Source organism: Nocardia sp. NPDC060255, assembly GCF_042727395.1.
Taxonomy (GTDB): domain Bacteria; phylum Actinomycetota; class Actinomycetes; order Mycobacteriales; family Mycobacteriaceae; genus Nocardia.
The window spans coordinates 208042-220565 of record NZ_JBHXAU010000016.1 but is presented as its reverse complement, the minus strand read 5'-3'; the positions used below and the strand labels follow the sequence as shown (position 1 = coordinate 220565).

General features: G+C 66.8%; 11 protein-coding genes. 6 read left to right on the top strand and 5 right to left on the bottom strand.

What is annotated here, in order from left to right:
• Positions 1-285 precede the first annotated feature (285 nt).
• On the bottom strand, positions 286-1311 hold the full coding sequence (locus ACFWF1_RS27545) for an SDR family oxidoreductase (RefSeq protein ID WP_379286629.1): 1026 nt from the start codon (positions 1309-1311) through the stop codon (positions 286-288).
• A gap of 293 nt (positions 1312-1604) precedes the next feature.
• Entirely contained in the window at positions 1605-2426 is an 822-nt protein-coding gene (locus ACFWF1_RS27540) for an enoyl-CoA hydratase-related protein (protein ID WP_379286630.1), read from the bottom strand.
• Between the two features lie 208 nt (positions 2427-2634).
• On the opposite strand from ACFWF1_RS27540, the gene ACFWF1_RS27535 reads away from it, so the two are divergent.
• The gene (locus tag ACFWF1_RS27535) at positions 2635-3903 is read left to right on the top strand and encodes a TetR/AcrR family transcriptional regulator (RefSeq protein WP_379286632.1); all 1269 of its coding nucleotides are present in this window, start codon (positions 2635-2637) and stop codon (positions 3901-3903) included.
• Positions 3904-3976: 73 nt separating this feature from the next.
• On the opposite strand, the gene ACFWF1_RS27530 is transcribed toward ACFWF1_RS27535, so the two are convergent.
• The gene (locus ACFWF1_RS27530) at positions 3977-5503 is read right to left on the bottom strand and encodes an aldehyde dehydrogenase family protein (RefSeq protein WP_379286882.1); all 1527 of its coding nucleotides are present in this window, start codon (positions 5501-5503) and stop codon (positions 3977-3979) included.
• A gap of 365 nt (positions 5504-5868) precedes the next feature.
• On the opposite strand from ACFWF1_RS27530, the gene ACFWF1_RS27525 reads away from it, so the two are divergent.
• The 3 genes from ACFWF1_RS27525 to ACFWF1_RS27515 are packed head-to-tail and all read left to right on the top strand — an operon-like array spanning position 5869 to position 8539.
• On the top strand, positions 5869-6852 hold the full coding sequence (locus tag ACFWF1_RS27525; RefSeq protein ID WP_379286634.1) for an ATP-binding cassette domain-containing protein: 984 nt from the start codon (positions 5869-5871) through the stop codon (positions 6850-6852).
• On the top strand, positions 6849-7673 hold the full coding sequence (locus ACFWF1_RS27520; protein ID WP_379286635.1) for an ABC transporter permease: 825 nt from the start codon (positions 6849-6851) through the stop codon (positions 7671-7673). Before ACFWF1_RS27525 ends, ACFWF1_RS27520 begins: the two co-directional genes overlap by 4 nt.
• Positions 7670-8539 (top strand): ABC transporter permease, encoded by an 870-nt coding sequence (locus tag ACFWF1_RS27515; RefSeq protein ID WP_379286637.1) that lies wholly within the window; start codon positions 7670-7672, stop codon positions 8537-8539. Before ACFWF1_RS27520 ends, ACFWF1_RS27515 begins: the two co-directional genes overlap by 4 nt.
• On the opposite strand, the gene ACFWF1_RS27510 is transcribed toward ACFWF1_RS27515, so the two are convergent.
• Positions 8509-9699: a lycopene cyclase family protein gene (locus tag ACFWF1_RS27510; RefSeq protein ID WP_379286639.1), complete on the bottom strand. Its 1191-nt coding sequence runs from the start codon at positions 9697-9699 to the stop codon at positions 8509-8511. The two genes, ACFWF1_RS27515 and ACFWF1_RS27510, sit on opposite strands and share 31 nt — an antisense overlap.
• A 233-nt stretch (positions 9700-9932) precedes the next feature.
• Between ACFWF1_RS27510 and ACFWF1_RS27505 the strand changes: the two genes are divergently transcribed.
• Positions 9933-10937 carry an alpha/beta hydrolase gene (locus ACFWF1_RS27505; protein ID WP_379286641.1) on the top strand — a complete coding sequence of 335 codons (1005 nt, stop codon included), beginning with the start codon at positions 9933-9935 and terminating at the stop codon, positions 10935-10937.
• Between the two features lie 2 nt (positions 10938-10939).
• Positions 10940-11875, top strand: coding sequence for an esterase/lipase family protein (locus ACFWF1_RS27500; RefSeq protein WP_379286643.1), 936 nt, complete (start codon positions 10940-10942; stop codon positions 11873-11875).
• 4 nt (positions 11876-11879) lie between these two features.
• On the opposite strand, the gene ACFWF1_RS27495 is transcribed toward ACFWF1_RS27500, so the two are convergent.
• On the bottom strand, positions 11880-12356 hold the full coding sequence (locus tag ACFWF1_RS27495) for a hotdog fold domain-containing protein (protein ID WP_357386111.1): 477 nt from the start codon (positions 12354-12356) through the stop codon (positions 11880-11882).
• Positions 12357-12524: the final 168 nt, after the last annotated feature.

Below are 12524 nucleotides of genomic sequence, written 5' to 3'. Positions count from 1 at the left end.
TCAGGTGGGGTACCCGGCCTGCTCTTCCGCGGCTTGTGATGGGCAACGCTTGTGTTCCAGCGTGAGGACTGGCTGTGGTCCGGTTGAAAGATGCTGGGGAAAGCGAAGAGAGTCAGGTGGGTGCTGGTGTCATCGAGGCGAGCAGAGTCGAATGGTTGCTGGCGTGATCGAGCAGAGTCATATGGTTGTTGGCGTCATCGAGCAGAGTCATATGGTTGCTGGTGAAGATCGGTTAGCGACCATACGACTCTGCTCGAATGTGGTGTCTGCGTTGTTGTCTGGGCATCAGACCCAGTTTTCGATCCAGTACTTCCAGATCAGGGGGGCGTAGCCGGCCAGGGGTGGGACTTTGATGTCGGTGCCCTTGAGGGCGGTGGTGGTGTTGCGGCAGTCGAACCAGCAGGTGAATTCGCTGTGTTCCAGGATGTCTCGGGGGACGCCGATGTGGGGGAGGAGCCAGCTTGCGCCGGGGACCTGGAGCATCAGGTCGAGGGCGCGCTTCGGCATCACCTCGACCAGGTGTGGTGCGCCGGCCTCGTCGGCGAACAGGTTCAATGCCTCGGCCACGCTCTGGCGGCGCGGGTCGACCAGGTGGTAGGTGGTGGCGTTCGAGGCTGGTTGGTGCGCAAGATGATCCAGTGCGCGAGCCACGAAATCGACCGGGACCATGTTGGTTTCGCCGAGCTTGGGTACCAGCACCGGCAGGATTCGTGGCAGCTGCGCGCCCATCCGGAGCAGTCGGAAGAAGTAGTACGGGCCGTCGATCCGGTCGATCTCGCCGGTTCTGGAATGGCCGATCACGATCGACGGGCGGTAGATCCGCCAGGGCAGTGCGGCACCGCGGACGATCCGTTCCGCCTCGAACTTGGCCTGCTGCGTCGGCGTGGCCAGCACCTGGCCCTCGTCGAACATGTCCTCGGTGAACAGGCCCTCCGCCGAACCGGCCACCTCGACCGTCGAGACATGATGCAGCAGACCGGCTTTCAGGGCCTCGGCGACATCGACCAGATGCCGGGTGCCGTCGCTGCGCTCGGCGAGGTCATAGCTGGACGCCAGGTGGAAGACATGGTCGATCGAGCCGCGATGCTCGGCCAGCCACGCCGGATCAATACCCAGACCGGGCGCACCGAGATCACCGGGCACCGGCCGCACCCGATCCGCCGCGCCCCACTCGCGGGCACAGCAGGTGAACCGGTCGGCGGACTCGGCGCCCGGCCGCACCAGCACATGGATGATCCCCTCGCGTTTCAGCAGCTCGGGGACGAGGAACCGACCGATGAACCCAGTTGCCCCGGTAACCAGGTAGCCCATAGCGGAGGAGCTTAGCTGTCCCGCCTCTCCGAGCCTTTAGGCCAGACTCGTGCGCGTCGGAAGTTGCGTTGGCGACCGGCGGTGAGGTGGTGGGTTGGGTTAGCCCGTACCCGATGAGTTACCCATGTTGTCGCGAAATCAGTTGGCTGGTCCGCCTCTCCGCGACTCCAGGCCAGACTCGTGTGCTGATCGTGACGTTGGCGACGCGCGGTGGAGTTAGCCGGTACCCAGCGAGTTACCCATGTGCTTGCGAAATCAGTTGTCGCGTGGGCGAGTTTCAGCTTTGCCTTTGGTCAATCTTGGAAGACCGGCTTGCGCTTGGTGAGCATGGCGGTGGCGCCCTCGAGGAAGTCGGGGGACGTCAAAAGTTCGGTCTGGCCGGACTTTTCGGCTGCGAGGGCTGGGTCGAGGGCGGTCAGTGTTGCTTGGTTGAGGGCTTGCTTGGTGAGTTCGAGGGCGCGGCGGGGGCCGGTGGCGATCTTCGCGGCGGCGGCTTCGACCCTTGCGTCGAGTTCGGCTTCGGGGAGGACCGCGGTGAACAGGCCTGCCTGTTTTGCAGTGGGGGCGGGGAGGCGCTCGCCGAGCAGGGCCATCTCCGCGGCGAGGGGGCGGCCTGCCGCGGCGGCGATCATGGCGGCCGCGCCACCGTCGGGCATCAGGCCGATATTGATGAAGGCGAGCAGGAGGTAGGAATCCTCGCTGGCGTAGACCAGGTCAGCGGCCAATGCGACGGCGACGCCGACACCTGCCGCGGCGCCCTTGACGCGGGCGATCACCGGGACCGGACAGTCGACGATGGACTTCACGAAGCGGTTCGCGACGTCCATCGTCATATCGGGGGTGATGCCGCGTTGGGCTTCCCGCACGGTGGCCGAGAGGTCGGCGCCGGTACAGAAATCGCCGCCGTCGCCGGTCAGCACGATCACCCGCACCGAGCGATCCGCGGCGGCCGCTACGAAGGTGTCGCCGAGGGCGAGCATGGTGTCGTAGTCGACGGCGTTCTTGCGCTTCGGGTTGGTGATGGTCACCCGCAGCACCTTGCCGTCGTGCACCGCCGTAAACCGCGGTTCGGGGGTGGCGGGCGCGGCCGGTGCCGCGGAATCGGTATTGCTCATGACTCCGCCTCGCTGGCGCTCGGCTGCGTCATGCGCAATGCGCGCTGGCACATGATTCGTTCGCTTCGCTCTCTCATTGTCTGCTCCTACGCTGGAACTCAGCGGCTACCCTGCCATGAATACTGGTTAACTTTGCGAATTGTGGTTAACTTAGGTTCCATTGTCGGGCGCTGTCAACCAGCGGCGCCGCCGGAGAACGGAGAGGTGCATGGTCGCGGATCGCAGCGAGGTCGGCCTCGCTTCCGCGCGGCCGGACGCCGATACGCCGGCCGCGCGCAGTGATCCCGCAGGCGGTCGGGCGACGGGTGCGCCGGTGCGTCGTCGGCCCAAGGATCGCAAGGTGCAGATCATCCGGGCGGCCGCACGCGCGTTCAGCGATCGCGGGTACTACCCGGTCGGCGTCGACGAGATCGCCGCCGAGGTCGGCATCTCCGGGCCCGCGCTGTATCGGCACTTCACGAACAAATACGCGTTGCTCGTCGCCGCCGCCGAAGAGGGCGCCAGGCATCTGCTGAATGTCGCTCGCGCCGCGGACAACTCGCAGCTGGCACCGGTCGAGCGGCTGGACGCGCTGATCCGGGCGATCAGCGAACACACCATCGAGATCCGCCGCGAGGCCGGGCTGTACCGCTGGGAGCGGCGCTACCTGGAACGCGAAGATCGAGTCCGGATCAGAAAGATCTACGACGACCTGAACGGCACCCTCGCCGAGCCCATCGCGCTGCTGCGACCCGACGCCCCGCCCGCCGATGTGGCGATGCTGGCCGCCGCCGTGCTCAGCGCGATCGCCAGCATCTCCGCGCACCGCAGCGCGCTGTCCGGTGCCAGACTGCTGCCGCTGTTGCACGACATGGCGTGGGCGATCCTGCGCGCCGAGCTGCCGCCCGCGTCGCCGGAACCCGATCCGGGACCCGTCACGCGCGGCCTGCCGGTGTCGTCGAAACGCGAACAGCTGCTCACCGAGGCGATCCGGATCTTCGGCAGGCAGGGCTATCACGAGGCCAGCATCGAGGAGATCGGCGCGGCCGTCGGCATCAACGCCTCCAGCGTGTACCGCTACTTCGCGAGCAAGTCCGATCTGCTCGCCGCCGCGTTCTACCGGACCGGCGATCGGGTCGCCCTCGCGATCACCGAGGCGCTGGCCGAGGCGACCAGCCGTGAGGACGCGGTGCGCCGTATCGCCGAGCGCCAGGCCCGGCTCACCTTCGCGATGCCGGAGATCATGCCGGTCTATTACGCCGAATTCAGCAACCTGCCGCCGGCCGAACAACACAAACTGCGCGCCATTCAACGCCAGAACGTTCTGGAGTGGGCCAATCTTCTGGACGGTGATCCAGTCGAGGCACGTTTCCGCGTGCACGCCGCGATCGGCCAGGTAATCGATGTCGGCCGTTTGCTCCGATTCGATTCCCGCCCACCACAATTGGCCCGGGTCACCGCTCTCATGCAAGCCGTCCTGCTCGGCAACAAGCCCTAACCGTGCACGCCTTCTAATGTCCCGCACCGGAATTCGCATGCGATTCCAGGTGCCGGAAATCAAGAAGCGTGCGTCAGGTGCGACGGCCGTGCCGGATACGGAAGATGGTCTTGGCCAACCGTAAATGGCGGGGGTGCCGGTCGAAGGTGGACAGATTGACCGGTGCCTTGTAGCGCTTGCGGGCGATGGCCAGGGTGTGGCTGAACTCGCGCAGTCCCTGATCGCCGTGACTATGGCCCTGCCCGTACTCACCGACACCGCCGAAGGGCAACGCGGGAATGCCCGCGTAGGCGGTCGAGGAATTGATGGTGACCACCCCGACCCGCAGGTGCTCGGCGAAGGTCTCGATCTCGTGCACGTCCCTGGTGAACACCGAGACCGCGACGTCATGGCCCACCGCGTTGATGCGTTGTGCGGCCTCTTCCATGCTGGTCACCTTGTTCACGACCAGCACCGGCCCGATGCCCTCGCCGGTGATCGCGAGACTCTCCTCGGGCACCTCGGCAAGCACCACCGGTTCGATGTACGGCTCGCGAATCGAATCCATGCCGCCGACCACGGCACGGCCGCCGCGGGCCAGCGCATCGCGAATCTGCTTGCGCACCACCTCGACCTGCGATTCCAGAATCATCGGGCCGTACGACGCACGCTTGTCGGCGCCGGGGCGCAGCTTGCCGGCCTGCGCGACCACGAGCTCCAGGAACGGTTCATAGACCGACTCCGCGACGTAGGCCCGCTGGATCCCGGTGGCGTTCTGCCCGGCATTGGCCATCGCCCCGAACACCGCGGCCTCGGCGGCGTCGTCGAGCTTCGCGTCGACGTGCACGACCATGCTGCCCTTGCCGCCGCGCTCCACCACCACCGGCGTCATCGTCTGCGTACACAGCGCGATCACCTCGCGCGCGCCGGAATCCGAACCGGCATAGGCGATCTTGTCCACCTTGGCCCGGCACAGCGCGTTGCCGGTCGCGTGATCGCCGGTAACCACCTGCAGCACCGGCTGATTCGGCGCCAGCCTGGTCCAGCTGTCGGCCAGCCAGACGCCGACACCGGTGGTCAGCTCGTGCGGTTTGAACACCACCGTGTTGCCCGCGGCCATCGCGTAGGCGATCGACCCCATCGGCGTGAACACCGGGTTGTTCCACGGACCGAGCACCCCGATCACGCCGAGCGGCAGGTAGCCGACCGAGGCGCGCTGGTTGCGGGTCAGCCAGGTGGAGCCGAGCTTGTGCCTGCCGAGCGCGCGCGCCGCGTTGCGGGCGGCCCAGTCGAGGTTCTCGACCGCGAGCATCACCTCGATTACCGCGTCCGCCTCCGGTTTTCCGGTTTCCTCGGACAGGATCTCGGCCAATTCGCCTGCGCGACGGGCGATATCGCGCTTCCAGTCGAGCAGCCAGCGCTTGCGGCCGCTGAATCCCAGCTCGGCCCACCATTTTTCGGCCGCGCGGGCGGCGCGCACCGTTCGATTGATTTCGCCCGCGCCCATCACGGCGTAGTTGCCGACGGTCTCGCCGGTGCGCGGGTCATAGGACGTCAGCACGTTCGATCGGCCCGATCCTCCGGGCTGCGCCGCCACCTGTGGCTGCGCGGACTCGGCCATGATCACCTCTCGCAGTATCGAAATCGGCGTACGGGCCACTTGCGAGGCGGCCGCCGCGGACGAGTGAGTGTTCCCCCAATTAGCAGACTATGGTCGCCGCGACGGGCCGACAAGGCTCGTTCGCCGCCACCACGCTGCCCTTGACACGGTCCACCAGCGCCGATCCGCGTCGCGCCGGACCGATATCGGCAGGTGTGAGTAAGGACACATTTAGTCTGTGCTTCTGTTGGGTAATGCGCGGGCGCCCCGGTGCGAAGGCTGCATGCCGGTAACATCACGCCAAGCGCTACGGATCTCCTAGGGGGACGTATACGCGCGCGCTCCGGCGACCACGAGTCGCCGCAATTGCCGATAGTGGAGAGTTGATGCCGAGCTTGAACCAAGCAGATCTGCATGCCAGTGAGCCAGCGGTCCGGGTGACGGATGTGCGGAAGTCGTTCGGCGATGTGCATGCACTGCAGGGGGTCAGCTTCGTTGCCGACCGCGCCTCCGTCCTCGGCATTCTCGGGCCGAACGGTGCGGGCAAGACGACGATGGTGAAGATCCTGTCCACGCTGCTCCGCCCCGACTCCGGCACCGCCGTGGTCGCCGGGCACGACGTGCTCAAGGACGCGGCGGGGGTGCGCCGGTCGATCATGATGACCGGTCAGTACGCCGCACTCGACGAGAACCTCTCCGGCCGGGAGAACCTGGAACTGTTCGGCCGCCTGATGGGCCTGACCAAGTCCGCGGCGCGCAAGCGGGCCGACACCCTGCTCGAGGAATTCGACCTGGTGAACGCGGGCCGTCGGGCGGTGCGGCACTACTCCGGCGGCATGCGTCGCCGAGTCGACATCGCGTGCGGTCTGGTGGTGCGGCCGGAGGTGGTGTTCCTCGACGAGCCGACCACCGGCCTGGATCCGCGCAGCCGCCAAGGCGTCTGGGATCTGGTGAACGCGCTGAAGGCCCAGGGCATCACGGTCCTGCTCACCACGCAGTACCTCGAGGAAGCCGACGTGCTCAGCGACAACATCATCGTCATCGACAAGGGCACGGTGATCGCCGAGGGCACCGCCGACGAGCTCAAGGAGAAGACCGGCGGCAGCTACTGCGAGGTGGTCCCGCTGGACCCGAAGCAGCTGCGCCCGACCGCCACCGCGCTCGGCGATCTGGTGCCCGCCGCGGTGCTCGCCGGCCTCAACGGCGGTGACCGGCTCTCGATTCCGGCGCCGGAGGGTGCGGCCACGCTGACCGAGGCGCTGCGCAGGCTCGACACCGCGGGCATCCAACTGGCCGACATCGCATTGCGCAGGCCCTCGCTCGACGACGTCTTCCTCTCCATCACCGGACATTCGGGCGGCACGGCGTGACCACCGCTACCGCCCCCGACCGGGCCGCCGACGCGGCCGCGTTGTTCGCGGACCTACCCGAGGCCCGGCTGTCCTCGTTCGCGCAGTGGCGCGCGCTGTCCGGCCGCATCGTCTGGACCATGGCCACCAAGGGCGAGCTGATCGTCGCGGTGGTGACGCCGCTGGTGTTCACCCTCGGCTTCTACCTGCCGCTGCGCTTCGTGATGAAGTTCCAGGGCATCGACTACGCCCAGTACGTCATGCCGATCATCGTGTTGCAGACGATGGCCTTCACCATGATGTCGAACGCGCAGTTGGCCGCGTTCGAGGCGTTGACCGGGCTGAGTACGCGAATGCAGACCATGCCGATCGGCATGCTGGTTCCGCTGTCCGCGCGGATCGCGGCCGGGTTGGTTCGCTCGATCACCTCGCTGACCGCGGCGGTGCTCTTCGGCTACATGATCGGCTTCCGATTCGTCGCCGGCTTCGGCCAGGCAGCGTTGTTCTGCTTGTTCTCCTTGGCGATCGGCACCACGCTCGCGCTCGGCGCCGACGCGCTCGGCAGCTTGACCAAGAGCCCGGAATCGTTGAGCCAGGCGCTGACCCTGCCGACGCTGATCTTTGGCATGCTCTCCTGCGGATTCGTTCCGGAACGCAACTTCCCGACCTGGATTCAAGGGTTCGTGCGCAATCAGCCGGTCTCCCAGTTCTCCTTCGCGCTGCGTGACATGGCCGCGGGCGGCGTGAGCTGGCAAGTGTTGTGGGTGCCGCTGGCCTGGGTGATCGGGCTCGCGCTCGTGTTCATCCCGCTGGCAGTGTGGGCGAGCGTGAGGCGATCATGAGTTCTGTGGAGACCCCTGTGGCGCCGATCGACGAGACCGAAAAGATCTCGTGGAATACGCCCTTGCCCGAGGTGACGGCGAAACCCGAGAACTCGCTGAGCAACTGGGTCGCGCACAGCCTGATCCAGTGCAAGCGATTGCTGCTTGTGTGGGCGCGCGATCCCGCGACGACGATTCAGACGCTGGTGTATCCGGCGTTGACACTCCTGATGTTCAAGATCGTGCTCGGCAAGGCGATCACCGGCTACACCGGTCAGCCCAGCATCTACGCCCAGATGGCGTTGCTCACGCTGGTCGCCGCGATGTCGGGCGCGGTGGTCAGTGCACTCGGCTTCAAGGGCGAGAAGATGACCGGCCTGCTCGGCCGCTTCTGGACTATGCCGATCCACCGAGCGGCCGGTCTGACTGGACGCCTACTGGCCGAGGCCGTGCGTGTCCTGGTCACCACTCTGTTCGTCATCGGAGTCGGGCTGCTGCTCGGCTTCCGATTCAACCAGGGCCCCCTCGCCGGCCTCGCACTGATCGGGATCCCGGTGTTGTTCGGCGTCGCCTTCGCCGTGCTCGTCACCGCGCTGGCCACCATCACCGAGGGCGTGATGCTGGTGAACATCATCGGCATCATCAACACCCTGCTGATGTTCTTCAACACCGGCTTCGCACCGGCCTTCGCCTACCCGACGTGGCTGCAGTCGACGATCCAGAACCAGCCGATGAGCTGTGCGATCGACGCGATGCGCGGACTGTCCTACGGCGGACCGGTCGCGGACCCGCTGATGAAGACCGTGTTGTGGACGCTCGGCCTGATCGTGGTGTTCGCCTACCCGGCCGTGCGCGGTTATCGCCGGGCGGCGGAGACCGGCGCCTGATCGAAGTCGTAGTCCAGCCAGCGATTGCGGTGGGTCCAGCCGACCAGGTCGTAGCGCCAGCGGAACGGCCAGGTATGCGCGACGGTGTTGAACAGGACGGCGCCGAGGGCGGTGTAGTCGTCGTGCGCGGACAGTAGGGCACGCTGTCCGCGCGGGGAGGCGCTGAAGAAGGCGTCGAACATGGCGATCGACTGGTCGGTGGTCAGGCGGCCCATGCCCCATAGGCCGCGCATCCGCATCCAGTACACCAATCGGGCTGGGCGCGGCCACAGTTCGGCGACGGGGTCGCGGTCCTGCTGCAGTGCGGTGATCGCGGTGTCCACCAGGGCGAGCGAGTCGGCGACGCTGTAGCCGGTGCAGGGGTGCATCATGCCGCCGCGGGAGCCGAACGGAACAGCCTGGGCGACGCCCTTTTTCGGCGGCGGCTGATCGAGCGGATAGTGCGCCGCCTCGGTCGGCTCGTCGCCGGTCAGCCGGATGCCGTGCGCGGCAAGGCGATTCAACGTGCGTTTGCGCAGCTCGTGCTGTGGCATGCCGCCGCGCAGGCCGAGGCTGGTCTCCTCGAAGATCACCGTGCCGTCGCCGAGCGGTACGGAGTAGAGGAACGACGGCGGCTCGTCGGGGCCCGCGCCGTTTTCCGGCCGCCAGTCCAGCAGCAGCCCTTCACCGTCCTGGACCATGGGCGCGGCCGTCTCGGCGGCGACGAAGATGCCGTGCGCGCTGGCGGCCCGGCGCCGGCCGAGGGTGGGCAGGCCGCGGGTGTCGAATACCGCGGCGGCGGTGATCGTCGTGCCGTCGGCGAGTTCGACGACGTGCGCGTCGACCCGGGTGGCGCGGCCGGTGTGCACGGTGGCGTCGTCGAGCGGGAATGCCTCGCGCAAGCCGGTTTTCGACAGCACGCAGTAGGGGCGATCGATGCGGTGTTCGGTCTTGGCCCACACCGTCGGCTGCGGAATCGTGCTCGCGATCGCACTCGGTGGCAGCCAGCCCGGCAGTTCGTCGACCCAGCAGGAGTAGGTGGGCGGCCAGAGCCGATCCGGTCGCGGGTCGACGGCGGCCACGCTGAGTCCGGCTCGCATCGCGCGATGCGCCAGCGCCCGGCCGGTCGGACCGAGCCCGACCACGCACACGTCGACATCTCGGACCGCGCTGACACCCATGAGGGCATTCAATCCGCTGCGGCGGGGGCGACGCAACTACCCCGGCACATCGAGCCCCCGGAAATCGGGTCTCCCGGCAAAGCAAACATAGTGAAAGCAAGCATTCCGATAATCGCGCGCATTCGTGCCCCCAGAATTGGTGGCCCAGCAACTTCAGTGATGAAAAGGTGCTGTTTCTCCCCGTAGTCTTGGCGCCGTACGCGGGTGGTTTCGCGTTCTGGAGAAGGGGAATCATGAGAGGCAGCAACCGTGGCTGGCTAAGTGTGCTCGCAGTCACAGTCGGTGCGGCTGTTATAGCGATTATGCCTGCACCGGCGCATGGGGCGCCGGCGGAGTCGTCGATTGTTTCGGTGCAAGAGCACGATGCGCGAAAGCTCACGTTGACAATTCATTCCGCGGCGATGGATCGCGATATCCAGGTGGAGACGCAGCGCGCGGCCGACACCAGCGTGCCCCGGCCGGTGCTCTACCTGCTGCAAGGTGCGAGCGGCGGCGAGGACGGCGTCACCTGGGCGACGGAAACCGATGCGATGCAGTTCCTTTCGACGAAGAACGTGCACGTGGTCTCGCCGATCGGCGGCATGTTCAGCTACTACGCGGACTGGGTCAACGACGATCCGCGGCTGGGTCGCCAGAAGTGGAAAACCTTTCTGACACGCGAATTGCCGCCGCTGATCGACAAATACTTCGCGACCAGCGGCCGCAACGCCATCGCGGGCTTCTCGATGGCGGGCACCACCACCCTCGCGCTCGCCGCCACCAGCGGCGCGCTGTACTCCAGCGTCGCCGCCTACAGCGGCTGCGCGCAGATCAGCGACCCGGTCGGCCAGGAGTTCGTCCGGCTCACCGTGGAGACCTGGGGCTGGGCGCACGTGGACAACATGTACGGCGCAGCCAACGATCCGCGCTGGGCCGCCAACGATCCGTATGTGCAGGCGGAGGGGCTGCGCGGCAAGTCCATCTACATTTCCAGCGGCGGCGGGCTGCCCGGAAAGTACGACGAATTGAACGGCAAGTATTCGTTGCCCGGCGTCGACGGTTACGCGGCTCAAATCATCAAGGGCGGCGTCATCGAGGCGGGCACGAATTACTGCTCACGAAATATGCAAACTCGCCTGAATAGTCTAGGTATTCCCGCGACATATGATATTCACCCGGACGGCACCCATTCTTGGGGATATTGGGAAGACGCGTTGAAGAACTCGTGGCCTGCGCTGTCTGCGCCGTTGGGAATTTAAGAATGTGGATTCGGAAACAGGCCGCGAGAATCGTCGGCCTGACCCTCGCTGCCGCCTGCGCGGCCGTACTGCAGGCCCCCGCCGCGGCCGCCGCCCCGCCGATCCCGGCCTTCGCGGGCGCCAACGACATGGCCTGCCACCCCTCGGCCGAGCGCCCGCAGCCGGTGCTGCTCGTGCACGGCTCCGGCACCGACGCACCCAACAGTTTCGCCCTGCTCGCGCCGCTGCTGCGGGCCGAAGGCTACTGCGTTTTCGCGGCGGACCTGGGCCCGACGCCCGGCCTGCGTGAGGTGGTGAGCGGCCAAGCCGGTTCCGGCACAATGGGTATCGGCCCCGTCGGCGCCGCGATGCTCGGCCGCACCATCTACGGCGTCGGCGACATCGATCGGATGGCCACCGAGCTCAACGAGGTCGTGCAGACCGTGCAGCGCGCCACCGGCGCCCGGCAGATCGCGCTCGTCGGACACTCCACCGGGGGCAACGTCATCCGCCAATACCTGCGCGCGCAGGGCGCGGCCGCGGTGACCCAGGTGATCACCCTCGGCACCCCGTATCGGGGCTCGACCTGGGGCGGGCTCCGCACGAACTATCCGGATCTCGCCTCGCTCGGCCTGGACAACGCGGAGATCGCGGCCCAGGTCTTCGGAACTCCGGGCCAGCAGCAGGTGGTTGGGTCACCGCTGCTGAACCGGCTGAACGCGGGAGGCGAGACCGTGCCCGGTGTCCGGTACACGGCCCTCGCCTCCCGCGCCGACGAAATCATCACTCCGCAGGAGACCGCGCTGCTCGCCGCGCCAACCGGCGACGATCGCAACATCTGGCTGCAAGACGGCTGCCCGACCGATATCGCGAATCACAGTGGCCTGCTTGGTGATACGCGGGCCGCCGCGATCGTGCTCAGCACACTGGCGAACGACAACCGCGCGCTGCCCTGCTGACGAACTAGGCCGGGGTGACCCAGGTGGTGATGTCGGCGTGCACGACCTCGAGGCCGTGCTTGTCGTAGACCGAGACCGGCACGATCAGGTTCTGGCCCGCGGTGATCGTCGTGAAGTCGGGAATCTGGTCCAGCTTCGCGACGGCCCGCAGGCTGGTCTCCGCCTTGGCCAGGTACTGCACGTTCATCGCCTTCGGGATCCAGCGGTGGGTGCTGGGCACGGTCGCCTCGCTCAGCATGCCCATCGCCACCTCGGCCAGGTTGCACGCCGCGATGGCGTGATAGGTGCCGAGGTGGTTGTGGATGCCGAACCACTTCGGCGAGGTCACCTCGCACAGCCCCGGCTCGAGGCGCACGACGCTCGGCAGCACCGTGCCGAAATACGGCACCCTGGCCACCATGCCCAGCGAGAACAGGGTGTGGCCGAGCCGGTTGTCCGGCAGCTTCTTCCAGCTGCGGAGGGTCGCAGTCTCTTTCGTCATGCGCTCATCTTACTGCTGAGTAAGTTCGGCCTGTCGAGTGTGCCGCAACTCACGTGGGAAATGGCCATCTCGACTATTCGGGCATATGGCCGACTTGCTAAGTTGTTGCGTTGCGTCGATCTGTGACGTGATTGGGGGCCACCGCCATTTGTGTTGGTGTGCAGGAAA

What these genes read in the sequence shown, in the direction of transcription:
- ACFWF1_RS27545 (WP_379286629.1), bottom strand. Translation starts at nt 1,311, where the DNA reads ATGGGCTACCTGGTTACCGGGGCAACTGGGTTCATCGGTCGGTTCCTC.
- ACFWF1_RS27540 (WP_379286630.1), bottom strand. Translation starts at nt 2,426, where the DNA reads ATGAGCAATACCGATTCCGCGGCACCGGCCGCGCCCGCCACCCCCGAA.
- ACFWF1_RS27535 (WP_379286632.1), top strand. Translation starts at nt 2,635, where the DNA reads ATGGTCGCGGATCGCAGCGAGGTCGGCCTCGCTTCCGCGCGGCCGGAC.
- ACFWF1_RS27530 (WP_379286882.1), bottom strand. Translation starts at nt 5,503, where the DNA reads ATGGCCGAGTCCGCGCAGCCACAGGTGGCGGCGCAGCCCGGAGGATCG.
- ACFWF1_RS27525 (WP_379286634.1), top strand. Translation starts at nt 5,869, where the DNA reads ATGCCGAGCTTGAACCAAGCAGATCTGCATGCCAGTGAGCCAGCGGTC.
- ACFWF1_RS27515 (WP_379286637.1), top strand. Translation starts at nt 7,670, where the DNA reads ATGAGTTCTGTGGAGACCCCTGTGGCGCCGATCGACGAGACCGAAAAG.
- ACFWF1_RS27510 (WP_379286639.1), bottom strand. Translation starts at nt 9,699, where the DNA reads ATGGGTGTCAGCGCGGTCCGAGATGTCGACGTGTGCGTGGTCGGGCTC.
- ACFWF1_RS27505 (WP_379286641.1), top strand. Translation starts at nt 9,933, where the DNA reads ATGAGAGGCAGCAACCGTGGCTGGCTAAGTGTGCTCGCAGTCACAGTC.
- ACFWF1_RS27500 (WP_379286643.1), top strand. Translation starts at nt 10,940, where the DNA reads ATGTGGATTCGGAAACAGGCCGCGAGAATCGTCGGCCTGACCCTCGCT.
- ACFWF1_RS27495 (WP_357386111.1), bottom strand. Translation starts at nt 12,356, where the DNA reads ATGACGAAAGAGACTGCGACCCTCCGCAGCTGGAAGAAGCTGCCGGAC.